Origin of the sequence: Cupriavidus taiwanensis (genome assembly GCF_900249755.1) — a bacterium.
Classification (GTDB): domain Bacteria; phylum Pseudomonadota; class Gammaproteobacteria; order Burkholderiales; family Burkholderiaceae; genus Cupriavidus; species Cupriavidus taiwanensis_D.
This window is the reverse complement of record NZ_LT976853.1, coordinates 1337525-1362811: the sequence shown is the minus strand read 5'-3', so window position 1 is coordinate 1362811 and position 25287 is coordinate 1337525. Positions and strand designations below refer to the sequence as shown.

The window sequence follows — 25287 nt, the reverse complement described above, 5'->3', positions numbered from 1 at the left end:
TGGTGTTGGCAAACCAGGGGACCACTCCCCTCTCCCGCAAGCGGGAGAGGGAGCCGCGTAGTGGCAGGCGAACGAGCCTTACATCGCCTTGTCCGGCTTCCCTTCATTGCCCGCGATGAACGGGCTCCACGGCTGCGCGCGCACCGCCTTCGGCGTCTTCCACACCACCGAGAACTGGCCGTCGCCCTTCACTTCGCCGATCATCACCGGCTTGTACAGGTGGTGGTTCTCGCCCATGGTCAGCGTGAAGCCGTCCGGGGCCTTGAAGGTCTGGCCGTACATGGCGGCGCGCACCTTGTTGGTATCGGGGCTGCCGGCCTTCTTCACGGCCTGGGCCCACATGTGGATGCCGACGTAGGTGGCTTCCATCGGGTCGTTGGTCACGCGCTTGTCGCCGCCGGGCAGGTTGTTGGCCTTGACCCAGGCCGCCCACTGCTTGCGGAAGGCGTCGTTCTCGGGGTTCTTGACCGACATGAAGTAGTTCCACGCAGCCAGGTGCCCCACCAGCGGCCTGGTGTCGATGCCGCGCAGCTCTTCTTCGCCGACCGAGAACGCCACCACCGGCACGTCCTTGGCCTTGAGCCCGGCGTTGCCCAGTTCCTTGTAGAACGGCACGTTGGAATCGCCGTTGATGGTGGACACCACCGCGGTCTTGCCGCCCTGCGAGAACTTCTTGATATTGGCGACGATGGTCTGGTAGTCGCTGTGGCCGAACGGGGTGTAGACCTCTTCGATATCCTTGTCGGCGACGCCCTTGCTCTTCAGGAAGGCGCGCAGGATCTTGTTGGTGGTGCGCGGGTAGACGTAGTCGGTGCCGAGCAGGAAGAAGCGCCTGGCGCCGCCGCCCTCCTTGCTCATCAGGTATTCCACCGCGGGGATGGCCTGCTGGTTGGGCGCGGCGCCGGTGTAGAAGACGTTCTTCGACATCTCCTCGCCTTCATACTGCACCGGGTAGAACAGCAGCGAGTTGAGTTCTTCATAGACCGGCAGCACCGACTTGCGCGACACCGAGGTCCAGCAGCCGAAGGTCACCGCCACCTTGTCCTTGCTGACCAGCTGGCGCGCCTTCTCGGCGAACAGCGGCCAGTTCGACGCCGGGTCCACCACCACCGGCTCCAGCTTGCGCCCGAGCACGCCGCCACTCTTGTTGATCTCGTCGATGGTCATCAGGGCCACGTCCTTCAGCGACGTTTCCGAGATCGCCATGGTGCCGGACAGCGAATGCAGGATGCCGACCTTGATCGGCTCCTTGGACTGCGCCAGCGCCAGCGGGCTGGTACCGATCATCGCCGCGGCGGCTATCGCCGACAGCTTCAGCATGTCACGTCGTTGCATTTGCAGCTCCCGTTTATGGTGTTGGTCAGGGACTACGCTCCCCGGGGTGATGCATCTGCAACTAGCGTGCCACGGCGATCAGCCGCACGCGGCGCGGCCACAGGCGGCGCGTGCGGCCCGGCGATGCTTGGCGGCCGCGCGCGCACCATCGTCGTGCAACGAAACCGCGCACTGTGACAGTGCGCGTCAGCCATCACGTGCGATGCCGGTGCATGGTGCCCAGCGCCGGACCTCGGCTTGCGCCACCTTGGCGCCGTTGGCAAGCGCCGGCGTTCCGGCTCGGGAGCCGGGCCTGATCAAGCAAGCGCTGGAACCCGGATTCGAATGCATGTAAATCCGTACATTCGATGATTAGGACCGGCGCGGCGCGGCACTACGGTGAAAGCTGGCCGTGTCCCGCCCGCGCGACCCGGCCATGGCATTTCCCCCGGACCCACACCAAAGGAAGGAAAAATCATGCCGCACGCTGCCGATCCCCACGCATCCTCCGCCGAGCCGCAGCCGCGGCGCGCCACCCCGCCCTGGCGCCAGCGCCGCGGCAAGCTGGCGCTGGCGGCACTGGCGCTGACCCTGGGCGCGTGCGGCGGCGGCGACGATCCCCCGCCGCCGCCCCCGCCACCGCCGGTCACGCCGACCGCGGGCTGCGAGCTGGACGGCAGCACCGGCGGCCAGGCCGTGGTGCTGCCGGGCGACCCCAACGCGCCGGAGCAGGCAACCGGCTATGCGCCCAAGGTCACGGTCTACAGCAAGACCTATATGGCGGTGACCAACAACCCGGTCTCGACCAAGGCCGCGTGCGACGTGCTGAAGGCCGGCGGCACCGCCATCGACGCCGCCGTGGCGGCGCAGATGGTGCTGAACCTGGTCGAGCCGCAATCGTCCGGCATCGGCGGCGGCGCCTTCATCCTGCACTACGACGCGGCAACCCGGCAGGTCACCGCCTACGACGGCCGCGAGACCGCGCCGGCCGCCGCCGACGGGAACTACCTGCGCTGGAAGTCCGCGACCGACCCGACCGAGCCGCTGCCCAACGCCGTGCGCAGCGGCCGCTCGATCGGCACCCCCGGCACGCTGCGCGTGCTGGAGATGGCCCACCGCGACTACGGCAAGACCGCGTGGAAGGAACTGTTCGCGCCGGCGATCAAGCTCGCCACCGACGGCTTCGCGATCCCGCCGCGCATGGCCGCGGCGATCTCGAGCAGCGCCACCGTGGCCAATATCAAGCGCGATCCGGAGATGGCCGCCTACTTCCTGAATCCCGACGGCACCCCGCGCGCGGTCAACACCCTGCTGCGCAACCCGGCGCTGGCAACGGTGTTCACCGCGGTCGCCGCCGGCGGCGCCGACGCCTTCTACAAGAACGGCCCGATCGCCCAGGCCATCGTCGCCAAGATCCAGACCACCTACGACGGCAACACCACGCCGGGCGTGACCACGCTCGATGACCTGGCCGGCTACCAGGCCAGGAAGCGCACGCCGGTGTGCACCAGCTACCGGCAGTACGAGGTGTGCGGCATGCCGCCGCCGTCGTCGGGCGGCATCGCGGTGGCGCAGATCCTGGGCATCGTCGAGAACTTCGACATGGCGGCGCAGAAGCCGACGCTGGTCGACCAGAACGGCGGGCGGCCGAGCGTGCTGGGCGCCCACCTGATGGGCGAGGCCGGCCACCTGGCCTATGCCGACCGCAACAAGTACGTGGCCGACACCGACTTCGTCCCCTTGCCCGGCGGCACCTGGGACACCATGCTGAACAAGCCCTACCTGAGCCAGCGCGCCAGCCTGATCAGCACCACCGGCTCGATGGTGACGCCGGTCGCGGCGGGCAACCTCGGCGACGTGCCGCTTGCGCCGTCGATGGTGGAAGAACGCGGCACCACGCACCTGTCGCTGCATGACAAGTACGGCAACGTGGTGGCGATGACGACCACGATCGAGGCCGGCCTGGGCTCGTACCACATGACCAACGGCTTCCTGCTCAACAACGAGCTGACCGACTTCAATGCCGATCCGGCGCCGGGCGGCGTGCTGGTGGCCAACCGGCTGCAGCCGGGCAAGCGCCCGCGCAGCTCGATGGCGCCGACGCTGGTGTTCAGGCGCAATACCGATGGCTCGCGCGGGGACTTCTACATGACCACCGGCTCGCCGGGCGGCGCCACCATCATCCAGTTCGTGGCCAAGACCCTGGTCGCTTCGCTGGACTGGGGCCTGGATGCGCAGCAGGCGGTCTCGATGATCGATTTCGGCGGCTCCAACGGCGCCGGCTCGGCCATGATCGTCGGCGGCGAGCATCCCAACGTCGACACCAGCACGCCGGCCGGCGGCCTGCCGGGCGACAACGACCCGCTGGTCAGGGGCCTGCGCAACCTGGGCCACACCGTCAATACGGCGGCGCAGTCGAGCGGGCTCTCCGCGATCATCCGCACCACCATCGGCGGCTCGGCGGTGCTGGTGGGCGGCGCGGATCCGCGGCGCGAGGGGGTGGTGCTGGGGGATACGTTCAAGCCGTAGCGGCAAACGCCCGAACCGCGATGTGTTCTCCCCTCTCCCGCAAGCGGGAGAGGGGAGCAAACCGCCGGCAAGGACGCGATCTCGCCAACAAATAAAAACGGGGCCCCGCAGGGCCCCGTTTCTCGATGCCAGGACGCCAGTCCTTACATCACCATCATGTTGGCGTTCAGGTTGTGCATGATCCACAGCGAACCCGCCACCACGATCACCAGGATCAGCGCCGTGAACAGCAGCGCAATCACGTTGCTGCGCTGTTCGGACGACGAGTCCAGGTGCAGGAAGTACTTCAGGTGCACGATCATCTGGACCACGGCCGTGCCCAGGATGATCCAGAGGATGGTGCCCTTGTCCATGGTGCCGTCCATCACGATCTTGAACGGGATCACCGTCAGGATCACGGCCAGGATAAAGCCGATCGCGTAGCCCTTGAAGCTGGCGTGGCCGCCAGCGTGGCTGTCGTGCGCGTGCGAGTCGTGGGCGCCGTGCGCCGCCGGTGCGTTGTGTTGTGCCATCACAGATGTCCCATCAGGTAGACCACGGTAAACACGCCGATCCAGACCACGTCCAGGAAGTGCCAGAACAGCGACAGGCACATCAGGCGCTTGCTCAGCGTCGGCGTGATGCCCTTCTTGCCCAGCTGCCACATCAGCACGATCATCCACAGCATGCCGCTGGCGACGTGCAGGCCGTGGGTGCCGACCAGCGTGAAGAACGACGACAGGAACGCGCTGCGGCCCGGGCCCGCGCCTTCGGCGATCAGGTGGTGGAACTCGTTGATTTCCATCGCCATGAACGCCAGGCCCAGCAGGAAGGTGATGCCGAGCCAGGTCTGCACGTGCTTGAGGCTGCGGTTCTGCAGCGAGATCATCGCCATGCCGTACGTGATCGAGGAGAACAGCAGGATGAAGGTCTCCACCAGCACGTAGTTGAGCTCGAACAGCTCCTTCGCCGACGGGCCGCCTGCCAGTTCGCCGCGCAGCACGGCGAAGGCCGCGAACAGTCCGGCGAAGATGATGCAGTCGCTCATCAGGTAGATCCAGAAGCCATACACCGTATTGGCACTGGTATCGTGGTGCGCATGGTCATGGCCGTGCGCGTCGGCTTTGGCCGGTGCGCCGGCCTGCGCGGGGATGCGGTCTAGGACTTGGGTCGACATGGTTCTCAGGCTTGCGAAGCAATGCGCTGCAGATGGCGCGTTTCGATCTGCTCGACCTCGGTGGCCGGCACGTAGTAGTCGATATGGTCGTCGTTGCTGCGGTGGATGAACGCCCAGATCATGCCCACCAGGCCAACGATGGCCAGCCACCAGATATGCCAGGTCAGGGCGAAGCCGAACACCAGGCTGAAGGCGCCGATGATGAAGCCCGCGCCCGTGTTCTTGGGCATGTGGATCTTCTCGTAGCCTTCGGTCGGCAGGGTCTCGCCGCGGGCCTTCATGTCGGCGAACGCGTCCAGGTCACGCACCACCGGGGTGTGCGCGAAGTTGTAGAACGGCGGCGGCGACGAGGTGGCCCATTCCAGCGTGCGGCCGCCCCACGGGTCGCCGGTCACGTCGGCCAGTTTCTTGCGGTCGCGGATCGACACCACGATCTGCAGCACCTGGAAGAAGATGCCCAGCGCGACGAACACCACGCCGACCACGGCCAGGTACAGCCACGGCGTCCAGGCCGGGTTGTCGGTGTGGTTCAGGCGGCGGGTCATGCCCATCAGGCCCAGCACGTACAGCGGCATGAAGGCGAAGTAGAAGCCCACCAGCCAGCACCAGAAGGCGCACTTGCCCAGGCGCTCGTTCAGCTTGAAGCCGAACGCCTTCGGCCACCAGTAGGTGATGCCGGCCAGGTAGCCGAACAGCACGCCGCCGATGATCACGTTGTGGAAGTGGGCGATCAGGAACAGGCTGTTGTGCAGCACGAAGTCGGCCGCCGGCACGGCCATCAGCACACCGGTCATGCCGCCGATCACGAAGGTGATCATGAAACCCAGCGTCCACAGCACCGGCGAGGTCATCTGCACGCGGCCGCGGTACATGGTGAACAGCCAGTTGAAGATCTTCACCCCGGTCGGGATGGAGATGATCATGGTGGTGATGCCGAAGAACGCGTTGACGTTGGCGCCCGAGCCCATCGTGAAGAAGTGGTGCAGCCACACGATGAACGACAGCACCATGATCGCGGCGGTCGCGTACACCATGCCCTTGTAGCCGAACAGCTTCTTGCCCGAGAACGTGGCGATGACTTCAGAGAAGATGCCGAACGCCGGCAGGATCAGGATGTACACCTCGGGGTGGCCCCAGATCCAGATCAGGTTCACGTACATCATGGCGTTGCCGCCACCGTCGTTCGTGAAGAAGTGCATGCCGAGATAGCGGTCCAGGCCCAGCAGCGCCAGCGTCACGGTCAGCACCGGGAAGGCGGCGACGATCAGCACGTTGGTGCACAGCGCGGTCCAGGTGAACACCGGCATGCGCATCAGCGTCATGCCAGGCGCGCGCATGCGCAGGATCGTCACCAGGAAGTTCACGCCGGTCAGCAAGGTGCCCAGGCCTGAGATCTGCAAGCTCCAGAGGTAATAGTCCACCCCTACGCCCGGGCTGTAGTCCAGTCCCGACAGCGGCGGGTAGGCCAGCCAGCCGGTCTTGGCGAATTCACCGACGCCCAGCGAGATGTTGACCAGCATGGCGCCCGCCACGAACAGCCAGAACGACAGCGTGTTCAGGAACGGGAAGGCCACGTCGCGCGCGCCGATCTGCAGCGGCACGACCAGATTCATCAGGCCGGTCATCAGCGGCATGGCCACGAAGAAGATCATGATCACGCCGTGGGCGGTGAAGATCTGGTCGTAGTGCTCGGGCGGCAGCACGCCGGTCGCGCCGTTGGTGGCCAGCGCCAGCTGGGTGCGCATCATGACCGCGTCGGCAAAGCCGCGCAGCAGCATGATCAGCGCCACCAGGCAGTACATCACGCCGATCTTCTTGTGGTCGACCGAGGTGAACCACTCGTTCCACAGGTAGCCCCACTTCTTGAAATAGGTGATCGCGCCCAGCAGCGCGGCCCCGCCTATGGCGACACCGGCCAGCACGACCATGATGATCGGCTCATGAAACGGAATCGCCGACAAACTCAACTTGCCAAACATCATTGCTCCCAGGATTACGCGCCCGCCGGCAGCGCGGCCGGCGTGGTCAAGGACAGCTGCTCTTCACCGAGGGTGTTGCGCGACGTGCAGATCGGGCCGCCCTTGAACCCGTCGGCAGCCAGTGCGGCGCCGCTGTGGCCCATGTACTTGTGCAGGATGTGGCGGAACAGCTGGTCTTCCACCTTGCCGTAGTACGTGACCGGCTCCTTCTCGCTGGGTTGTGCCAGCGTCTTGTAGCCTTCAACGCCCAGTTCGGTGGACGAGGCGCGAACCTTGGCGACCCACTGGTCGAACTCGTAGTTCGACATGGCGACCGCCTTGAACTTCATGCCCGAAAAGCCGCCGCCGCTGTAGTTGGCGGACACGCCGTCGTAAGAGCCGGCTTCATTGGCGATCAGGTGGAGCTTGGTCTCCATCCCGGCCATGGCGTACACCTGGCTGCCCAGTTGCGGGATGAAGAACGAATTCATGATCGAATCCGAGGTGATCTTGAAGTTCACCGGGGTGTCGACCGGGAAGGCGATCTGGTTGACGGTGGCGATCTTCAGTTCCGGATAGATGAACAGCCACTTCCAGTTCAGCGCCACCACCTCGACCGTGACCGGCTTCTTGCTGGATTCGAGCGGCTTGTACGGGTCCAGGTCGTGCGAGGACTTCCAGGTGATGATGCCCAGCGCGATGATGATCAGGCACGGGATCAGCCACACCACCACTTCGATCGCGGTCGAGTGCGACCAGTCGGGTTCATAGCGTGCCGAGGTATTGCTGGCGCGATACTTCCAGGCGAACACCAGCGTCAGCACGATCACCGGCACCACCACCAGCAGCATCAGCCAGGTGGCGATCAGGATGATGCCTTTGATGTCGACGCCGACCTGCCCTTTCGGGTCGAGCAGCGTCATGTTGCAGCCGGCGAGCAGGAGCAGGCCAAGGCAGGGCAGGAACCGCGTCCACCGCGGCAGTATGGGTTTCTTCATGTCACGACTGGTTTGGTTACACCGCGCTTCGGGCAAAAGCGCGGCTAAACCGCCTGATGCTTGCGCAAGAGGCGTGGGGCTGAGGGAAAACCGGAAGGACGTGTCCTTAGCTGGCGTTGCGGTCTGGGGGCGGATCCTGCGCCCGGGGACCATGCGGCCTGGCAACGCCATGAACACGGAAGGACTGACTGCGCGCGCTGCAGGCCCTGTGGGACCTTGCCGGCGCTGCGGCACCTGGCCGAAACCGCGAACGGTCCCGGCTCAGTACAGCGGCCGGGTAGCGTTGGAATACGAGGCTTTTGCGCCTCCCGACAGACCTGCCGTCAGGGCAGGCGCGGTTTTCGGTCGGGGAGCGCAACACGTAAAACATCGTGGGCGCGACTGTACCGCAACGCAACATTAGGGGTAAACCCAACGCTTCGGAACACACTGTTCATTTAAACGGACAATCGCCGGCTTGATGCACTGCGCTGCGCTTGATCCACGTCAACATCACAAAAACGCAGGTAAATATGCAGAAAGCCGCGCTTTGCGCGGCTCTCCGGGGTGCGACACAGCGCTGTGGCATATTGTCGCAGTGCCGCAAGCGGCGCCGCGGACTAGCCGTAGCGGCGGGTAATGGACTCGGCGATGCACACCGGGCGCTCGCTGCCCTCGCGCTCCACCGTGACTTCCCATGTCGACTGCGCACCGACCAGCTCGGGCGATTTCGGCAGCGGATCCAGGCGTTCGACCTTCAGCAGCTTGATGCGCGCGCGCAGCTTGCTGCCCACCGGCACCGGTGCCGTGAAGCGCACCCGGTTCAGCCCGTAGTTGACGCCGATCTTCGACGGCATGCTCAGCGCGTTGTGCATGAACTTGGGCAGCAGCGACAGCGTCAGGAAGCCATGCGCGATCGGGCCGCCATAGGGCGATTCCTTTTTCGCGCGCTCCACGTCGATGTGGATCCACTGGTGGTCGCCGGTGGCGTCGGCGAACTGGTTGACCTGCTGCTGGGTCACCTCGATCCAGTCGCTGACCGCGACTTCCTGGCCCTGCAGCCCTTCCAGTTCTTCCAGCGTTGCGATGGTACGCATGTCGATCGTCTCCTCGTTGACGGTTAAGTGTGGTTACGCCGGCCGGCGGCCGTACATGCCCATGCCCTTGACGGTGCAGACCAGCTCGCCGCGCTGGTTGGTCGCTTCCCACTGGGTATGCACGATGCCGCGGTCCGGCTTGGACTGCGACGCACGGGTGTCGAGCACGTTGAGCACGACCGTCAGCGTGTCGCCGGCATAGACCGGATTGAGCCAGCGGATCTCGTCGACGCCTGGCGAGCCCATGCTGGCCGACTTGCCGGTGGTGCTCAGCACCAGCAGGCGCATCATGATCGAGCACGTCATCCAGCCGCTCGAGATCAGCCCGCCGTAGATGCTGTTGGCAGCGGCTTCCTTGTCGATATGGAACGGCTGCGGATCGTACTGGCGCGCGAACGCCAGGATCTCTTCCTCGGTGACGAGGTAGGAGCCCAGTTCTCGGCGGCTGCCGACTTCAAAATCCTCGAAATACAGCATGGGGGCGTCTCCGTTGTGAATGCGGTTGACTTGTCCGCACGATGATCGCATGGCGGGCCGGCGCGCGCGTCCGTATTTGCCGAACCCGCCCCTAACAGCGCACAAAGAAAAAAAACCGCGCCTGGACTACAGCGCGGTTTTGACTGGACTAGCGGGATCAGGCAGCTTCCTGGAACCCCGGCTGGGCGGCAAACCGGCCCAGGTGGTGATCCACGTCGCCAAACGTGGTGTTGATCATGGTCAGCCGCTTGAACATGTGCGCGGCCGGCAGTTCGTTGGTCACGCCCATGCCGCCGTGGATCTGCACCGCCTCCTGCCCCACCGTGCGCGCGGCCTGCCCGACGCGCGCCTTGGCGGCGGAGACGTAGCGGCGGCGCTCTTCCGGCGTGGCTTCCTCGAAGCGCGCCGCGGCCAGCAGCGTGATCGAGCGCGACTGCTCGGCGTGGATGAACATCTCGACCATGCGGTGCTGCAGCGCCTGGAAGCGCGCGATCGGCACGCCGAACTGCTGGCGCGTCTTGGCGTATTCCAGCGTCGCGGCGTTGAGCGTGTCCATCACGCCCACGGCCTCGGCGCACAGCAGCACGGCGGCGTAGTCGGCGACCTGCTCGACCAGCGCGAAGGCCTTGCCCGCTTCACCCAGCAGCTGCGCGGGCGCATCCTGGAAGGTGATATCGGCCGCGCGCAGGTTGTCGATGGTGCGGTAGTCCTTGATGCTGACGCCCGCGCCCTTTGCGTCGACCAGGAACAGCGAGATGCCATCCTGCTCGGCCTCGCCGCCACTGCTGCGCGCCGAAACGACCAGCTGGTCGGCCTGCGCGCCGTGCACCACCACGGTCTTGCGGCCGTTGAGCTTGCCATCGCGGGCGCTGACGCGCACTTGGTTCAGTTCATAGCGCGCCTGCGGCTCGTTGAACGCCACCGCCAGCTTCAGCTCGCCGCCGGCCACCTGCTCCAGCAGCGCGTCCTGGCCGCCGGCCAGGCCCAGCGCATAGGCGCCCACCACCGTGGCCAGGTACGGCTCGACGATCAGGCCGCGGCCCAGTTCCTGCTGGACCACCATCATGTCCAGGGCCTTGCCGGCGAAACCGCCCTGCGCTTCCGGCACCGGCAGCGCGGTCAGGCCGAGCTCGGCCAGCGCGCTCCATGCGGATTCGCCGTAGCCGGCGGCGCTCTCGTAGCGCTTCTTGCGCTCTTCGAAGCCGTAGTCCTTGTCGATGAAACGGCGGACGGCGTCGGCCAGCTGCTTCTGTTCGTCGCTGAGATTGAAGTTCATGATGCGTGTCTCCTCACAGCCCCAGAATCATCTGGCTGATGATGTTCTTCTGAATTTCGTTGGACCCGCCGTAGATGGAGGTCTTGCGATAGTTGAAGTAGTACGCGGCCAGCGGCGCGGCGTCGTCGTAGCCGGTCACGGCGTGCTCGGTCTCGCACTCCAGGTAGGCGGTGTCGAACGGCTGCGCGTACGGGCCGACCGCCTCGACCATCAGCTCGGTCAGCAGCTGCTGGATCTCGGTGCCCTTGATCTTCAGCATCGAGGCCTCGGGGCCGGGGCCCTTGCCCGCCGCTTCGCTCGACACCACGCGCAGCACGGTGATCTCCAGCGCCATCAGCTCGATCTCCAGCGCGGCCACCTTGGCGCCGAACACCGGATCTTCTAGCAGCGGCTTGCCGTTCTTCTGCTGCTGGCGCGCGACGCGCTTGAGGAAGCCCAGCTCGCGCTTGGAATTGCCGACGCGGGCAATGCCGGTACGCTCGTGGCCGAGCAGGTACTTGGCGTAGGTCCAGCCCTTGTTCTCTTCGCCGACGCGGTTCTCGACCGGCACCTTGACGTTGTCGAAGAATACTTCGTTCACCTCATGCTCTTCGTCGAGCATGATGATCGGGCGCACGGTGATGCCCGGGGTCTTCATGTCGATCAGCAGGAACGAGATGCCCTCTTGCTTCTTGGCTTCGGGATCGGTGCGCACCAGGCAGAAGATCATGTCGGCGTGCTGGCCGAGCGTGGTCCAGGTCTTCTGGCCGTTGACGATGTAGTGCTTGCCGTCGGTAGTCAGCTCGGCGCGGGTCTTCAGCGAGGCCAGGTCCGAGCCCGAGCCCGGTTCCGAATAGCCCTGGCACCACCAGTCGGTGCAGTCCAGGATGCGCGGCAGGTAGTACGACTTCTGCTGCTCGTTGCCGTACTTCATGATCACCGGCGCGACCATCGCCACGCCGAACGGCAGCACGCCGGGCGCGCCGACGCGGGCATTCTCTTCGTCCCAGATATGGCGCTGGGTGGCGTTCCAGCCGGTGCCGCCGTACTGCACCGGCCAGTGCGGGGCCGACCAGCCCTTGCCGGCGAGCAGCTTGTGCCAGCGCACCAGGTCGTCGCGGTTCGGACGGCGGTGGTTGAGAATCTTGCTGCGGATGTCCGCCGGCAAGTTGGCTTCGAGCCAGCTACGCACTTCCTTGCGGAAGGCGTCGTCGGACGCCGAGTAGTTGAGATCCATGCCCGTCTCCAGTGGTGCCGGCATGGCGCGGGCCGCCGGCGGTTTGTTCTGCCTGCGCGTCATGCGCCGACAGCAACGGGCACAGGACGCAATTCAGTGAGCCGTCTGCTTCAGCGCATCCGGCACCACGAGCGGGAAAGTCTCGATGCCCTCGTCGGCCAGCGCCTGCACTTCCTCCGGCGAGGCCGAACCGCGGATGCCGCGTTCCGGCGCCTCGTCATAGTGCATGCGCCTTGCCTCCTCGGCAAAGCGGTCGCCAACATCCTCGGTCTGTGCCAGCACCTGCTTCACTGCCTTTAGATAGAGCGCTTGCAGTGTCACCGGTACGGCTGCCGGCTGCGCCGCCCTGGCCTTGCCCTCGGGCGCGGTCGCGCCGGACAGGTTCAGGCGCGGCGCGCTGGGCAGCCGGGTCACGGCGTGGTCGCCACAGACCGGGCATTGGACGAGGTCACGCGAGATTTGCGACTGCGCCTCTTCCTCCGAGGCAAACCAGCCCTCGAAACGATGGTCATGCGCGCAGCGCAGGTCGAGCACCTTCATGATCTTTCCAGCCCGTCAAAAGCTATATTATCCGCGAATCCAAATTTTGTGAACGGTCGTGCTAAATTTTTTCGAACGACCGTTCGGAACTGCGCTGCGGCGTCGTCGCCGCACCGCTCATCGTTGTGCTGCGCCATACGCAGGCATCGGTTGTTCGCCCGGCTGCCAGGCTCCGGACAGCACTTTTTCCAGCCAGAATGCCCCGATGATGGTCTTCACATCGGTGATGCGGCCGCTGCGCACCCAGTCGATCACCTGCCCCGCCGGCGCGATGAACGTCTCCAGGAATTCGCCGTCGTCGAGCTGCGCCTCGCCATGCGTCAGGTCGCGCGCCAGCAGGATATCGATAAACTCGGTCGAATATGAAATCACGGGATGGATGCGGGTCAGGTAGTCCCAGCGTGCGGCCCGGTAGCCGGTTTCCTCCAGCAGCTCGCGTTCGCCGCAGCGCTGCGCGCCCTCTTCGGGGTCGAGCTTGCCGGCGGGGAATTCCATCATCACCTCGCCCACCGGATAGCGGAACTGGCGCTCCATCAGCACGGTGCCGTCGTCGAACAGCGGGATCATCATCACCGCGCCGGGATGGACCACGTACTCGCGCCCGGTCTGCTTGCCGTCAGGGAGCCTGACGATGTCTTGCTTGAGGGTAAGGAACTTGCCGCGATGGACCGTCGCCGAGGCGACGCACACTTCCTTCAGTGCGTCGTCGTTGCCGGTGGGTTCGGCGGTAGTTGGGGTGCCGCGTTGAATCTTGTCGGTCATGGACGCTCCGGATCAGGCAGGGCCCGGCGCCGACAAGACCGGCTTCAGGCCGTGCGGTGTTTGACGAGGTATTGCCAGGTGAAGCCGGGGAAGGCAAACACCAGCATCATGCAGGCCGTGATGGCGTAGAACTGCCAGCCCTGGCTGAAGGTGCCGCCCAGGTTGGCTTCGGCGGCGAAGCCGGCGGCGCCCGCCACCGCGAACCAGACCACCAGTTCCAGCAGGCGCAGCCACAGCGGCTTGCGCGCCTGCCGCAGCGGGATCACCACGAACAGGCGCTGGTTCACGAACGGCAGGTTCGCACAGACCAGTGCCAGCAGGATGACAAACCAGCCGCTTGCGGAGGCGCTCATGTGGCGTGAACGGTCAGGAACCCAGGCTCGAGCGGATGGCCTGGTAGCACAGGTTCATCAGCGCGGCCGGGAACAGGCCCAGCAGGATCACCGCGGCGCCGTTCACGCTCAGCATCGAACGCAGGCCAAAGGTGGCTTCCAGCTGTTCTTCGCCAACGGGGGCATCGAAGTACATCAGCTTGACGATGCGCAGGTAGTAGAACGCGCCGATCAGCGAGAACAGCACCGCCACCACCGCCAGCCAGGTCATGCCGGCCTTGACCACCGCATCCAGCACCGCCAGCTTGGCGTAGAAGCCCACGGTCGGCGGAATGCCGGCCAGCGAGAACATCATCACCAGCATCAGGAAGGCGAACCACGGGTTGCGGCGCGACATGCCCTTCAGGTCTTCCAGGGTCTCGGCCTCGAAGCCCTTGCTGGTGCGCAGCAGGATGATGCCGAAGGTGCCCAGCGTGGTCAGCAGGTAGGTCACCGAGTAGAACATCGCCGAGCTGTAGGCATCGGCGGCGCCGTCCGCCTTGTTGGCGACCACGCCCGAGAGCAGGCCCAGCAGCACGAAGCCCATGTGCGAGATGGTCGAGTACGCCAGCATCCGCTTCAGGTTGCTCTGCACGATGGCGGTCAGGTTGCCGATCGCCAGCGAGATGATCGACAGCACCACCAGCATCATCTGCCAGTCGCTGGCCAGCGGCAGCAGGCCTTCGACCAGCACGCGGATGAACAGCGCGAACGCCGCCACCTTGGGGCCGCCGGCGATCAGCAGCGTCACGGCGGTCGGCGAGCCCTGGTAGATGTCCGGGATCCACATGTGGAACGGCGCGGCGCCCAGCTTGAACGACAGGCCGGCGACGATGAAGACCACGCCGAAGGCCAGCATGGTGGTGTTGATGCGGCCGGACTCGACCGCGCGGAACACCTCGCCCAGGTTCAGCGAACCGGTGGCGCCGTACATCATCGAGATGCCGTACAGCAGGAAGCCCGAAGCCAGCGCGCCCAGCACGAAGTACTTCATCGCCGATTCGGAGGTCACGCGCGACTCGCGGCGCAGCGCCACCAGCGCGTACGACGACAGCGACAGCAGTTCCAGGCCCAGGTACAGGGTCAGGAAGTTGTTGCCGGTGATCATCACGATCTGGCCGCCCAGCGTGAACAGCGCCAGCATGTAGAACTCGCCGGCGAACATGTCGCGCTCGGCCAGGTAGCGGCGGGTGTAGACCAGCGTGATGAACAGGCCGGCGGCACAGAATGCCGACAGCACGTTGGCCATCGGGTCGATCACCACCAGGTTGGAGAACGCGTAGTGCGTCTCGCCGGCGGCGGCGTTCAGGCCGAACCACACCGTCAGCACCAGCGTGGTCAGCAGCGACAGCGGATAGGCCACGCTTTGCTTGCCCTTGCCGCGCGCAAGGTCGATCCAGTTGACCGCGGCGATGGCGATCGCCAGGAAGATGATCGGCGCCACGGGGGCGAGTGTCGAGGACGGTTGCATGTTGATATCTCTCCCCGATTACAGCTTGGACTGCGCCGCGTGCTGCAGCAGGTTGACCACGGACGGGTGCATCACGTCGGTAAAGGGCTTCGGGTGCAGGCCCATGTACAGCGTCATGATGGCCAGCAGGCCGAGCATGACGAACTCACGCTTGTTCAGGTCGGCCAGCTCGCGCACGTGCTGGTGCACGACGTCTCCGAAGATGACGCGCTTGACCATCCACAGCGAGTAGGCGGCGCCCAGGATCAGCGCGGTGGCGGCCAGCAGGCCGATCCAGAAGTTGAACTTGACCGCGCCCAGGATCACCATGAACTCGCCGACGAAGCCGGAAGTGGCCGGCAGGCCGCAGTTGGCCATGGCGAAGAACACCGACAGCGCCGCGAACTTCGGCATGGTGTTGACCACGCCGCCGTAGTCGGCGATCTGGCGCGAGTGCACGCGGTCGTACAGCACGCCGATGCACAGGAACATCGCGCCGGAGATAAAGCCGTGCGAGATCATCTGCACGATGCCGCCTTCGACGCCGATGTCGCTGAAGATAAAGAAGCCCAGCGTGACGAAGCCCATGTGGGCGATCGACGAATACGCCACCAGCTTCTTCATGTCGGCCTGCACCAGCGCGACCAGGCCGATGTAGATCACCGCGATCAGCGAGATGGTGATGATGAACGGGGCCAGGTAGTGGCTGGCGTCAGGCGCGATCGGCAGCGAGAAGCGCAGGAAGCCGTAGGCGCCCAGCTTCAGCATGATCGCGGCCAGCACCACCGAGCCGCCGGTGGGGGCTTCGACGTGGGCGTCGGGCAGCCAGGTATGCACCGGCCACATCGGCACCTTGACCGCGAAGGCGACGAAGAAGGCGATGAAGATCGCGATCTGCTCGTTCATCGACAGCTTGGCCTGGTGCCATTGCAGGATCTCGAACGTGCCGGTCTTGTTGTACAGGTACAGCAGCGCGATCAGGGTCAGCAGCGAGCCCAGCAGCGTGTACAGGAAGAACTTGAACGCCGCGTAGACACGGTTCGGGCCGCCCCAGACGCCGATGATGATGTACATCGGGATCAGCGTGGCTTCGAAGAACACGTAGAACAGCATGCCGTCGAGCGCGCAGAACACGCCGACCATCAGGCCCGACAGGATCAGGAACGATGCCATGTACTCGGCCACGCGCTCGGTGATCACTTCCCAGGCCGAGATCACCACGATCACCGTGATGAAGGCGGTCAGCACCACGAACCACATCGACAGGCCGTCGACACCCAGCAGGTAGTGGATGTTGAAGCGCTCGATCCAGCTCGCCTTCTCGACGAACTGCATGGCCGCGGTGGCGCGGTCGAAGTGCAATACCAGCGGCAGCGTCACGACGAAGCTGGCGATCGAGCCGAACAGCGACATCCACCGCACGAAGCCAGGGCTGCGGTCCGAGCCGAAGGCCAGGATCAGCAGGCCGAAAAAGACAGGCAGCCAGATTGAGAAAGACAGAACCATTTCTTTGTTTTCCTTACTTGGTGCCTATCACTTGGTGCCGATCACGCCCGTGATCGTCAGCGTCAGCAGCACCAGCATGCCGACGATCATCGCGAACGCGTAGTGGTAGATATAGCCCGACTGCAGGTAGCGGCTGGCCGAAGCAAACGATGCCACCACGCGCGCCGCGCCGTTGACGAACAGGCCGTCGATCAGGCTCTGGTCGCCGCCCTTCCACAGCCCGGTACCGAGCAGGCGTGCGCCGCGGGCGAACACGGCCTGGTTGATGGCGTCCATGTAGTACTTGTTGTCGAGCAGCGTGTACAGGCCCGAGAAGCGGTTCTTGATCGCTTCCGGAATGTCCGGGCGCTTCATGTAGAAGAACCACGACAGCACCACCCCGGCGATCGCCAGCCACAGCACCGGCGTGGTCAGCGAGTGGATCGCCATCGGCACCCAGCCGTGGAACGCTTCCTTCAGCTCGGCCATGGCGTGGTGGTTCTCGCCGACGAAGATCACGTCCTTGAAGGCGATGCCCATCTTGAAGAAGTTGCCGAACAGCATCGGCTCGATCGCGATCGCGCCGATCACCACCGACGGGATCGCCAGCAGCACCAGCGGCAGCGTCACCACCCACGGCGACTCGTGCGGCTTGTCGCCGGCGGCCAGGCCGTGATGATGGTCGTGCGAGACTTCCTCGTCCTCGTGGTCGCCCTCATGGTGCTGGTGGGCATGGTTCTGGCCCCAGCGCTCCTTGCCGTGGAAGACCAGGAAGTACATGCGGAACGAGTAGAACGCGGTGACGAACACCCCCGCCAGCACGGCGAAGTAGGCAAAGCCCGAACCGGCGATGTGCGACTCGGCCACGGCCTCGATGATCGAGTCCTTGGAGTAGAAGCCGGCGAAGAACGGCGTGCCGATCAGCGCCAGCGAACCCACCAGCGACGTGATCCAGGTGATCGGCATGTACTTGCGCAGGCCGCCCATGTTGCGGATGTCCTGGTCGTGGTGCATGCCGATGATGACCGAGCCCGCGCCCAGGAACAGCAGCGCCTTGAAGAACGCGTGCGTCATCAGGTGGAACACCGCCACCGAGTAGGCCGAGGCGCCCAGCGCCACGGTCATGTAGCCCAGCTGCGACAGCGTCGAGTAAGCCACCACGCGCTTGATGTCGTTCTGGATGATGCCCAGGAAGCCCATGAACAGCGCGGTAATGGCGCCGATCACCAGCACGAACGACAGCGCGGTGTCCGACAGCTCGAACAGCGGCGACATGCGCGCGACCATGAAGATGCCGGCCGTCACCATGGTGGCGGCGTGGATCAGCGCGGAGATCGGGGTCGGGCCTTCCATCGAGTCAGGCAGCCAGACGTGCAGCGGGAACTGCGCCGACTTGCCCATCGCGCCGATGAACAGGCAGATGCAGGCCACGGTGATCATCATCCAGTCGGTGCCCGGGAAGATCACGGTGGCGAGCTGGTCGCGCGCGGCGAACACCTCGGTGTAGTTCATGCTGCCGGCGTAGGCCAGCAGCAGGCCGATGCCCAGGATAAAGCCGAAGTCGCCGACGCGGTTGACCAGGAATGCCTTCAGGTTGGCGAAGATCGCCGTCGGGCGGGTGTACCAGAAGCCGATCAGCAGGTACGACACCAGGCCCACCGCTTCCCAGCCGAAGAACAGCTGCAGGAAGTTGTTGCTCATCACCAGCATCAGCATCGAGAAGGTGAACAGCGAGATGTAGGCGAAGAAACGGTTGTAGCCGGGGTCCCCGTCCATGTAGCCGACGGTGTAGATGTGCACCATCAGCGAGACGAAGGTCACCACCACCATCATCATCGCGGTCAGCGAGTCGACCAGGAAGCCGACCTCCATCTTCAGGCTGCCGATGGCCATCCACTCGTAGACGGTGCCGTTGTAGCCGGCGCCGTTCATCACATCGAGCAGCACCATCACCGACAGCACGCAGGCAATGGCCACGCCCAGAATCGTCGAGGTGTGGGCCACGATCCGGCCGCCGCGCGACTCCGAGGAAAACAGGTCAAAGAACTTGGTACCGAACAGGCCGGCGATCGCGGAGCCGACTAGCGGCGCCAGCGGAATCGCAAGCAGCAGGTTGGGGTTGAGCGTGGTTGCCATAGGACGCTTAGTGGTGTGCGGTCGGTGAGTCTTGGGTGTCTACGTAGTACGGCATGGATCAGTACTTCAGGGTGTCCATGTCGTCCACGTTGATCGTATCCAGGTTGCGGAACAGCACCACCAGGATTGCCAGACCGATTGCCGACTCGGCGGCGGCCACCGTGAGGATGAAGAAAACGAAAACCTGACCAGCCAGGTCGCCCAGGTAATGCGAGAAGGCGACGAAGTTCATGTTCACCGCAAGCAGCATCAGTTCGATCGCCATCAGCAGCACGATCACGTTCTTGCGGTTCAGGAAGATGCCGACGATGCTGATCGCAAACAGGATCGCACCGAGCACGAGGAAATGAGCGAGAGAGAGCACAGCGATTTCTCCGGGCTTTAGTTCTTATTGGCGGCAGCCGCGGCTTCCGTCTGCTGGGTCTGGTCTTCGGCGGTCATCGGCACCAGGCGCACGCGGTCGTCGCGGCGGGTGCGCAGCTGCGCCGACACGTCCTGGGCCTTGACGTCCTTGCGGCGGCGCAGCGTCAGCGCGACCGCGGCGATGATCGCCACCAGCAGGATGATGCCGGCCACTTCGAAGGCGTAGATATAGTCGGTGTAGATCAGCTTGCCCAGCGCGGCGGTGTTCGAGTAGCCCGGCTCCTGCGAGCCGCTGGCCGCCACCGGCGTGGTGGTGCCGATGAAGTTGCGCACCAGCACGATCGCCATCTCGGCGATGATCAGCGCGCCGACGATCGACGCCATCGGCACGTAGGTCCAGAAGTCGCGGCGCAGGTGCTCGATATCGATATCGATCATCATCACCACGAACAGGAACAGCACCATCACCGCGCCGACATAGACCAGCACCAGCAGGATGGCGAGGAATTCCGCCTGCAGCAGCATCCAGATCGCCGCGGCCGTGAAGAACGACAGCACGAGGAACAGTGCGGAGTGCACCGGGTTCTTCGCAGTGATGACTTTCAGTGCGGAGAGCACCAGCACCAGCGCAAAGACGTAGAAGATGGTGGTCGTGAGTTCCATGGTCCCTATCGGATCCTCTCTGGGCCGTCCGGCACAAGCCACCCCCTCGGGTGGCCCGCTCCTGCGGCATCCTTGCATTGGCCCCTTGCATTGCAGGGGCCGCATTCAAATTCGGTGGCGGCGGCTGCCAGGTCTGCTGCTCGCGGCAGCCGCCAACCGGCGTTACTTCGGTGGCCGGGACTTCCGGCCGGCATCCGGCTCAGCGGTACTTCGCGTCGGCCGCCTTGGCCGCGGCGATCTGCGGCTCGTAGCGGTCGCCCACGGCCAGCAGCATGTCCTTGGTGAAGTACAGGTCGCCGCGCTTTTCGCCGTGGTATTCCAGGATCTGCGTTTCCACGATGGCGTCGACCGGGCAGGCCTCTTCGCAGAAGCCGCAGAAGATGCACTTGGTCAGGTCGATGTCATAGCGGGTCGTGCGGCGCGTGCCGTCGGCGCGCGCGTCGGACTCGATCGTGATGGCCAGCGCCGGGCACACCGCCTCGCACAGCTTGCAGGCGATGCAGCGCTCTTCCCCGTTGGGATAGCGGCGCAGCGCGTGCAGCCCGCGAAAGCGCGGCGAGATCGGCGTCTTCTCTTCCGGGAACTGGACCGTGATCTTGCGCGCGAAGAGATAGCGGCCGGTCAGGGCCATGCCCTTGAAGAGTTCCTTCAGGAGCAGGCTGTTGAAGAAGTCCTTGATGGCGAGCAGCATGATGCTTCCTAGTATTTCCACACGGTGCGCGCTGCGGATTGCGGCAGGCGCACCGTCGTTTGGCCGTTCAGTGCCAGATGTTCCACGGCGACTTGATCCAGATCGCCACGATGATCAGCCAGGCCACGGTCAGGGGGATGAACACCTTCCAGCCCAGGCGCATGATCTGGTCATAGCGGTAGCGCGGGAACGAGGCACGAATCCAGATGAACACGGACAGCAGCAGGAATACCTTGATCACCAGCCAGAAGAAGCCGGGGATCGCGTTGGTCACCACGCTGTCGATCGGGGGCGCCCAGCCGCCCAGGAACATCAGCGCGGTCATCGTCGAGATGATGATCATGTTGATGTACTCGGCCAGGAAGAACAGCGCGAAGCCCATGCCCGAATACTCGATCATGTGGCCGGCGACGATTTCCGACTCGCCTTCCACCACGTCGAACGGGTGGCGGTTGGTTTCGGCCACGCCCGAGATGAAGTACACGCCGAACATCGGCAGCAGCGGCAGCCAGTTCCACGACAGGATGTTGATGCCCATGTCGGCGAAGTAGCCGGTGTTCTGGCCGTTGACGATGGCCGACAGGTTCAGGCTGCCGGCAACCATCAGCACCGTCACCAGCGCGAAGCCCATGGCGATTTCATACGACACCATCTGGGCCGCGGCACGCATGGCGCCGATGAAGGCGTACTTGGAGTTCGAGGCCCAGCCGGCCAGGATCACGCCGTACACGCCCACCGAGCTGATCGCCATCACGTACAGCAGGCCGGCGTTCACATCCGCCAGCACCACTTCAGCCTGGAACGGAATCACGGCCCAGACCGCCACGGCGGGCATCAGCACCATCAGCGGGGCAATCAGGTACATGCCCCGGCTGACCTGCGTGGGCATCATGACTTCCTTGAGCAGCAGCTTCAGCACGTCGGCGATCGGCTGCAGCAGGCCCAGCGGGCCCACGCGGTTCGGCCCGATGCGAACGTGCATCCAGCCGATCAGCTTGCGCTCCCACAGGATCAGGTAAGCCACGCACAGCAGCAGCGGCACCACGATGATCACGGCGCGGATCAGGATCCACAGCGGCGTCCAGTACGCGCCCAGCAGACCGTGCCCTTGCGAGGTAATCCAGTCAATCATGTCTTGTTCTCGCTCTTGTTCTTACGCCGTGGCCACGGTGCCGGTGGCCGGCGCCAGGTCAATGGCCTTCTCTACGGTGACCGTGCCGAACATCGCGCCCAGGCTCATGGCCGCCGGCGTCGCCGCCGGCACGCGCACGGTGTTGGCCGGCAGCGTGGCTTCGAGCACGGCCGGCAGCACCACGCTGCCCTGCCCCTGCGTGACCCGCACCGGATCGCCCGACTGGATGCCCAGGCTGGCGAACAGGTCGGCCGGCAGCGCGATCTGCATGGCGCGGCGCGCGGCGGCGCTCAGCTGCAGCGACTCGGCGCGGCGCACGATCGGGTCGGCATGGTAGATCGGTACATCGGCGATGCGCTCGATGCCGTTCGAGGCCGCGGCCGAAACGCGGATCGGCGCGTCGGTAGCGTTGTCCAGCTGGCCGTCGACCGGGGCCGACAGCACCTCGGCGCGCACCGATTCGGCGGTCTCGTAGTCGAAGCCGGTCACGTCGAGCAGGTTGCCCAGCACGCGCAGCACCTTCCAGCCCGGACGCGCTTCGCCCAGCGCGCGCACCACGCCGTTGAAGCTCTGCGGCTTGCCTTCGCAGTTGACGAAGGTGCCGGAGGTTTCCGTGAACGGCGTCACCGGCAGGATCACGTCGGCGTACTGCATCGCCGCTTCCGAACGGAACGGCGACAGCACCACCACCGTGCCGGCCTGCGCCAGCGCGGCCAGCGCCTTGCGCGGGTCGGCGGCGTCGAACTCGGGTTCGGTGTTCAGCAGGATGTAGGCCTTGCGCGGCGTGTCGAGCATGGCCTGCGCATTGGCGCCGCCCTGCTTCGGCAGCGCGCCGGCGACGTAGCCGCCGACGGTGTTGGCGGCTTCGGTCAGGAAGCCCAGCGTGGCGCCGGTTTCGGTAGCGATCCACTGCGCCAGCGCGTGCAGCGCCGAGAACTGCGGATGGCGCACGGCCTCGTTGCCGAGGAACACGGCGCGGCGCTCGCCCGACAGCAGCGCTTCGGCAGCCTTGGCGGCGGCGTCGCCGCCGTCGAAGCCTTCGGTGCCGGCCGGGGCGGCCACGCCCTTGGCGGTGGCGACGGCACGGGCCACGCCGGCCAGTGCGGCGGTCCAGCCCGACGGGGCCACGTCGATACGCGTGGCGGGCATCAGCAGGTCTTCACCGCCGGCACCCAGCACGGTCACGCGGGCGCCCTTCTTGGTCGCCTGGCGCAGGCGCGAGGCCAGCAGCGGATGGTCCTTGCGCAGCGACGAGCCGATCACCAGCGCGCGTTGCAGCGTGGTCACGTCGGCCACCGGCATGCCGAGCCACGGCGTGCCCTTCAGCGCGGCCGAGAAGTCGGTCTGGCGCAGGCGGAAGTCGACGTTGTCGCTGCCCAGGCCGCGCATCAGCTTGCCCAGCAGGAACAGTTCTTCCAGCGTGCTGTGCGGGCTGGCCAGCGCGGCGATCTGGTCGGCGCCGTGCTCGCGCTTGATGCCGGCGAGGCCGTTGGCGACGTATTCCAGCGCGGTCTGCCAGTCGGTTTCCATCCATTCGCCGCCCTGCTTCAGCAGTGGGCGGGTCAGGCGGTCGGCGCTGTTCAGGCCTTCATACGAGAAGCGGTCCTTGTCGGAGATCCAGCACTCGTTGATGTCTTCGTTTTCCAGCGGCAGCACGCGCATCACGCGCTGGTTCTTGGTCTGCACCACCAGGTTGGCGCCCAGGCCGTCGTGCGGCGACACCGACTTGCGGCGGGCCAGCTCCCAGGTGCGGGCCGAGTAGCGGAACGGCTTGCTGGTCAGCGCGCCGACCGGGCACAGGTCGATCATGTTGCCCGACAGTTCCGAATCGACGGTCTTGCCGACGAAGGTGGTGATTTCCGAATGCTCGCCGCGGTTGAGCATGCCCAGCTCCATCACGCCGGCCACTTCCTGGCCGAAGCGCACGCAGCGGGTGCAATGGATGCAGCGGGTCATCTCCTCCATGGAGATCAGCGGGCCCACGTTCTTGTGGAACACCACGCGCTTCTCTTCCTTGTAGCGCGACTCCGAGGCACCGTAGCCCACGGCCAGGTCCTGCAGCTGGCACTCGCCGCCCTGATCGCAGATCGGGCAATCCAGCGGGTGGTTGATCAGCAGGAATTCCATCACCGACTTCTGCGCCTTGACCGCCTTCTCCGAGTTGGTGAAGACCTTCATGCCGGGGGTCACCGGCGTGGCGCAGGCAGGCAGTGCCTTCGGGGCCTTCTCGACCTCGACCAGGCACATGCGGCAGTTGGCCGCGATGGACAGTTTGCGGTGGTAGCAGAAGTGCGGGATGTAGGTGCCCAGCTTGCGGGCGGCTTCCATCACCAGGCTGCCCTCAGCAACCTCAACCTTCTTGCCGTCGATCTCTAGTTCAACCATGTTCTGCCACGCTTAGATGTAGGCCGGAACCATGCACTGCTTGTGTTCGACGTGATACTCGAACTCTTTCCAGTAGTGCTTGAGCATGCCGCGGACCGGCATCGCCGCGGCATCGCCGAGCGCGCAGATGGTGCGGCCCATGATGTTTTCCGCGACGTTGTTGAGCAGGTCCAGGTCTTCCTGGCGCCCCTCTCCGTGTTCGATGCGATTGACCATGCGGTAGAGCCAGCCGGTGCCTTCGCGGCACGGCGTGCACTGGCCGCACGATTCCTCAAAATAGAAGTACGACAGGCGCAGCAGCGAGCGGACCATGCAGCGCGTCTCGTCCATCACGATCACCGCGCCCGAGCCCAGCATCGAGCCGGCCTTGGCGATCGAGTCGTAGTCCATGTCGGACGCCATCATCAGGTCGCCCGGCACCACCGGCGCGGACGAGCCGCCCGGGATCACCGCCTTGATGCGCTTGCCGCCGCGCATGCCGCCGGCCAGTTCCAGCAGCTTGGCGAACGGCGTGCCCAGCGGGATCTCGTAGTTGCCGGGGCGTTCGACGTCGCCCGAGATCGAGAAGATCTTGGTGCCGCCGTTGTTCGGCTTGCCCATCTTCAGGTAGTTCTCGGGGCCCACGGCCAGCAGGAACGGCACCGCGGCGAAGGTCTCGGTGTTGTTGATGGTGGTGGGCTTGCCGTACAGGCCGAAGCTGGCAGGGAAAGGCGGCTTGAAGCGCGGCTGGCCCTTCTTGCCTTCCAGCGATTCGAGCAGCGCGGTTTCCTCGCCGCAGATATAGGCGCCATAGCCGTGGTGGGCATGCAGCTGGAAGCTGAAGCCCGAGCCCAGGATGTTGTCGCCCAGGAAGCCGGCGGCGCGCGCCTCTTCCAGTGCCTGCTCGAAGATCTTGTATTCGTTCCAGATCTCGCCGTGGATGTAGTTGTAGCCCACGGTGATGCCCATCGCGTACGCGCCGATGGCCATGCCCTCGATCAGCGCATGCGGGTTGTAGCGGATGATGTCGCGGTCCTTGAACGTGCCGGGCTCGCCCTCATCGGTGTTGCAGACCAGGTATTTCTGACCCGGGAAGGTGCGCGGCATGAAGCTCCACTTCAGGCCGGTCGGGAAGCCCGCGCCGCCGCGGCCGCGCAGGCCCGAGGCCTTGACGTCGGCGATCACCTGCTCGGGCGGGATCTTCTCGGTCAGGATGCGCTTGAGCTGCTGGTAGCCGCCGCGCTTGACGTAGTCTTCCAGGTGCCAGTTGTTGCCGTCCAGGCCGGCCAGGATCAGCGGCTGGATATGGCGGTCGTGCAGACAGGTCATG

At 65.3% G+C, this 25287-nt stretch carries 22 protein-coding genes; 1 reads left to right on the top strand and 21 read right to left on the bottom strand.

Going from position 1 to position 25287, the window contains the following annotated elements; genetic code table 11:
- Window positions 1-78 precede the first annotated feature (78 nt).
- Window positions 79-1335, bottom strand: a complete 1257-nt coding sequence (gene urtA, locus CBM2594_RS06250; RefSeq protein WP_116356070.1) for an urea ABC transporter substrate-binding protein — start codon at window positions 1333-1335, stop codon at window positions 79-81.
- A gap of 456 nt (window positions 1336-1791) precedes the next feature.
- Here urtA and CBM2594_RS06245 point away from each other — a divergent pair, with 456 nt between their 5' ends.
- Window positions 1792-3843 carry a gamma-glutamyltransferase family protein gene (locus tag CBM2594_RS06245; RefSeq protein ID WP_116356069.1) on the top strand — a complete coding sequence of 684 codons (2052 nt, stop codon included), beginning with the start codon at window positions 1792-1794 and terminating at the stop codon, window positions 3841-3843.
- A 143-nt stretch (window positions 3844-3986) separates the two neighbouring features.
- On the opposite strand, the gene cyoD is transcribed toward CBM2594_RS06245, so the two are convergent.
- The 20 genes from cyoD to nuoF form a co-directional block, all read right to left on the bottom strand.
- Window positions 3987-4355: a cytochrome o ubiquinol oxidase subunit IV gene (cyoD, locus tag CBM2594_RS06240; RefSeq protein ID WP_116356068.1), complete on the bottom strand. Its 369-nt coding sequence runs from the start codon at window positions 4353-4355 to the stop codon at window positions 3987-3989.
- A complete protein-coding gene (gene cyoC / locus CBM2594_RS06235) occupies window positions 4355-4999 on the bottom strand; it encodes a cytochrome o ubiquinol oxidase subunit III (RefSeq protein WP_115708793.1) in 645 nt (214 codons plus the stop codon). The genes cyoD and cyoC overlap by 1 nt, the downstream gene beginning before the upstream one ends.
- Before the next feature lie 5 nt (window positions 5000-5004).
- On the bottom strand, window positions 5005-6978 hold the full coding sequence (gene cyoB, locus CBM2594_RS06230; RefSeq protein ID WP_116357713.1) for a cytochrome o ubiquinol oxidase subunit I: 1974 nt from the start codon (window positions 6976-6978) through the stop codon (window positions 5005-5007).
- A gap of 14 nt (window positions 6979-6992) precedes the next feature.
- Window positions 6993-7955, bottom strand: coding sequence for a ubiquinol oxidase subunit II (gene cyoA, locus CBM2594_RS06225; protein ID WP_116356067.1), 963 nt, complete (start codon window positions 7953-7955; stop codon window positions 6993-6995).
- Window positions 7956-8554: 599 nt separating this feature from the next.
- Window positions 8555-9031 carry a MaoC family dehydratase gene (locus CBM2594_RS06220; RefSeq protein WP_116356066.1) on the bottom strand — a complete coding sequence of 159 codons (477 nt, stop codon included), beginning with the start codon at window positions 9029-9031 and terminating at the stop codon, window positions 8555-8557.
- A 33-nt stretch (window positions 9032-9064) separates the two neighbouring features.
- Complete coding sequence (locus CBM2594_RS06215; protein ID WP_116356065.1) at window positions 9065-9508, bottom strand: MaoC family dehydratase; 444 nt, start codon at window positions 9506-9508, stop codon at window positions 9065-9067.
- 157 nt (window positions 9509-9665) lie between these two features.
- Window positions 9666-10784 carry an acyl-CoA dehydrogenase family protein gene (locus CBM2594_RS06210; RefSeq protein ID WP_116356064.1) on the bottom strand — a complete coding sequence of 373 codons (1119 nt, stop codon included), beginning with the start codon at window positions 10782-10784 and terminating at the stop codon, window positions 9666-9668.
- A 13-nt stretch (window positions 10785-10797) separates the two neighbouring features.
- Complete coding sequence (locus CBM2594_RS06205) at window positions 10798-12000, bottom strand: acyl-CoA dehydrogenase family protein (RefSeq protein ID WP_116356063.1); 1203 nt, start codon at window positions 11998-12000, stop codon at window positions 10798-10800.
- A gap of 93 nt (window positions 12001-12093) precedes the next feature.
- On the bottom strand, window positions 12094-12540 hold the full coding sequence (locus CBM2594_RS06200) for a DUF1178 family protein (protein ID WP_116356062.1): 447 nt from the start codon (window positions 12538-12540) through the stop codon (window positions 12094-12096).
- Window positions 12541-12657: 117 nt separating this feature from the next.
- Window positions 12658-13302 (bottom strand): NUDIX domain-containing protein, encoded by a 645-nt coding sequence (locus tag CBM2594_RS06195; RefSeq protein WP_116356061.1) that lies wholly within the window; start codon window positions 13300-13302, stop codon window positions 12658-12660.
- Between the two features lie 44 nt (window positions 13303-13346).
- Window positions 13347-13655, bottom strand: coding sequence for a DUF2818 family protein (locus CBM2594_RS06190; RefSeq protein WP_116356060.1), 309 nt, complete (start codon window positions 13653-13655; stop codon window positions 13347-13349).
- Between the two features lie 13 nt (window positions 13656-13668).
- Window positions 13669-15144 carry an NADH-quinone oxidoreductase subunit NuoN gene (gene nuoN, locus CBM2594_RS06185; protein ID WP_116356059.1) on the bottom strand — a complete coding sequence of 492 codons (1476 nt, stop codon included), beginning with the start codon at window positions 15142-15144 and terminating at the stop codon, window positions 13669-13671.
- A gap of 18 nt (window positions 15145-15162) precedes the next feature.
- Window positions 15163-16629, bottom strand: a complete 1467-nt coding sequence (locus tag CBM2594_RS06180) for an NADH-quinone oxidoreductase subunit M (protein ID WP_116356058.1) — start codon at window positions 16627-16629, stop codon at window positions 15163-15165.
- A gap of 27 nt (window positions 16630-16656) precedes the next feature.
- Window positions 16657-18744: an NADH-quinone oxidoreductase subunit L gene (gene nuoL, locus CBM2594_RS06175; protein WP_116356057.1), complete on the bottom strand. Its 2088-nt coding sequence runs from the start codon at window positions 18742-18744 to the stop codon at window positions 16657-16659.
- Between the two features lie 58 nt (window positions 18745-18802).
- The gene (gene nuoK / locus CBM2594_RS06170) at window positions 18803-19108 is read right to left on the bottom strand and encodes an NADH-quinone oxidoreductase subunit NuoK (protein ID WP_116356056.1); all 306 of its coding nucleotides are present in this window, start codon (window positions 19106-19108) and stop codon (window positions 18803-18805) included.
- Between the two features lie 17 nt (window positions 19109-19125).
- On the bottom strand, window positions 19126-19770 hold the full coding sequence (locus CBM2594_RS06165; RefSeq protein WP_116356055.1) for an NADH-quinone oxidoreductase subunit J: 645 nt from the start codon (window positions 19768-19770) through the stop codon (window positions 19126-19128).
- Window positions 19771-19969: 199 nt separating this feature from the next.
- The gene (gene nuoI, locus CBM2594_RS06160) at window positions 19970-20461 is read right to left on the bottom strand and encodes an NADH-quinone oxidoreductase subunit NuoI (RefSeq protein ID WP_010809124.1); all 492 of its coding nucleotides are present in this window, start codon (window positions 20459-20461) and stop codon (window positions 19970-19972) included.
- Between the two features lie 67 nt (window positions 20462-20528).
- On the bottom strand, window positions 20529-21593 hold the full coding sequence (nuoH, locus tag CBM2594_RS06155) for an NADH-quinone oxidoreductase subunit NuoH (RefSeq protein WP_116356054.1): 1065 nt from the start codon (window positions 21591-21593) through the stop codon (window positions 20529-20531).
- Between the two features lie 21 nt (window positions 21594-21614).
- On the bottom strand, window positions 21615-23978 hold the full coding sequence (nuoG, locus tag CBM2594_RS06150) for an NADH-quinone oxidoreductase subunit NuoG (protein ID WP_116356053.1): 2364 nt from the start codon (window positions 23976-23978) through the stop codon (window positions 21615-21617).
- A 12-nt stretch (window positions 23979-23990) separates the two neighbouring features.
- Window positions 23991-25286: an NADH-quinone oxidoreductase subunit NuoF gene (gene nuoF, locus CBM2594_RS06145; protein WP_062797760.1), complete on the bottom strand. Its 1296-nt coding sequence runs from the start codon at window positions 25284-25286 to the stop codon at window positions 23991-23993.
- Window position 25287 lies beyond the last annotated feature (1 nt).

Excerpts from the sequence above, each read along its gene's own strand:
- cyoB (WP_116357713.1), bottom strand. The coding sequence starts at position 6,978 with ATGTTTGGCAAGTTGAGTTTGTCGGCGATTCCGTTTCATGAGCCGATC.
- cyoA (WP_116356067.1), bottom strand. The coding sequence starts at position 7,955 with ATGAAGAAACCCATACTGCCGCGGTGGACGCGGTTCCTGCCCTGCCTT.
- nuoL (WP_116356057.1), bottom strand. The coding sequence starts at position 18,744 with ATGGCAACCACGCTCAACCCCAACCTGCTGCTTGCGATTCCGCTGGCG.
- CBM2594_RS06205 (WP_116356063.1), bottom strand. The coding sequence starts at position 12,000 with ATGGATCTCAACTACTCGGCGTCCGACGACGCCTTCCGCAAGGAAGTG.
- CBM2594_RS06190 (WP_116356060.1), bottom strand. The coding sequence starts at position 13,655 with ATGAGCGCCTCCGCAAGCGGCTGGTTTGTCATCCTGCTGGCACTGGTC.
- nuoH (WP_116356054.1), bottom strand. The coding sequence starts at position 21,593 with ATGATTGACTGGATTACCTCGCAAGGGCACGGTCTGCTGGGCGCGTAC.
- CBM2594_RS06195 (WP_116356061.1), bottom strand. The coding sequence starts at position 13,302 with ATGACCGACAAGATTCAACGCGGCACCCCAACTACCGCCGAACCCACC.
- CBM2594_RS06220 (WP_116356066.1), bottom strand. The coding sequence starts at position 9,031 with ATGCGTACCATCGCAACGCTGGAAGAACTGGAAGGGCTGCAGGGCCAG.
- nuoI (WP_010809124.1), bottom strand. The coding sequence starts at position 20,461 with ATGCTGCTCGCCATCAAGGACTTCTTCAACAGCCTGCTCCTGAAGGAA.
- nuoN (WP_116356059.1), bottom strand. The coding sequence starts at position 15,144 with ATGCAACCGTCCTCGACACTCGCCCCCGTGGCGCCGATCATCTTCCTG.
- urtA (WP_116356070.1), bottom strand. The coding sequence starts at position 1,335 with ATGCAACGACGTGACATGCTGAAGCTGTCGGCGATAGCCGCCGCGGCG.
- cyoC (WP_115708793.1), bottom strand. The coding sequence starts at position 4,999 with ATGTCGACCCAAGTCCTAGACCGCATCCCCGCGCAGGCCGGCGCACCG.
- CBM2594_RS06210 (WP_116356064.1), bottom strand. The coding sequence starts at position 10,784 with ATGAACTTCAATCTCAGCGACGAACAGAAGCAGCTGGCCGACGCCGTC.
- CBM2594_RS06245 (WP_116356069.1), top strand. The coding sequence starts at position 1,792 with ATGCCGCACGCTGCCGATCCCCACGCATCCTCCGCCGAGCCGCAGCCG.
- CBM2594_RS06180 (WP_116356058.1), bottom strand. The coding sequence starts at position 16,629 with ATGGTTCTGTCTTTCTCAATCTGGCTGCCTGTCTTTTTCGGCCTGCTG.
- nuoG (WP_116356053.1), bottom strand. The coding sequence starts at position 23,978 with ATGGTTGAACTAGAGATCGACGGCAAGAAGGTTGAGGTTGCTGAGGGC.
- CBM2594_RS06165 (WP_116356055.1), bottom strand. The coding sequence starts at position 19,770 with ATGGAACTCACGACCACCATCTTCTACGTCTTTGCGCTGGTGCTGGTG.
- cyoD (WP_116356068.1), bottom strand. The coding sequence starts at position 4,355 with ATGGCACAACACAACGCACCGGCGGCGCACGGCGCCCACGACTCGCAC.
- CBM2594_RS06200 (WP_116356062.1), bottom strand. The coding sequence starts at position 12,540 with ATGAAGGTGCTCGACCTGCGCTGCGCGCATGACCATCGTTTCGAGGGC.
- nuoF (WP_062797760.1), bottom strand. The coding sequence starts at position 25,286 with ATGACCTGTCTGCACGACCGCCATATCCAGCCGCTGATCCTGGCCGGC.
- CBM2594_RS06215 (WP_116356065.1), bottom strand. The coding sequence starts at position 9,508 with ATGCTGTATTTCGAGGATTTTGAAGTCGGCAGCCGCCGAGAACTGGGC.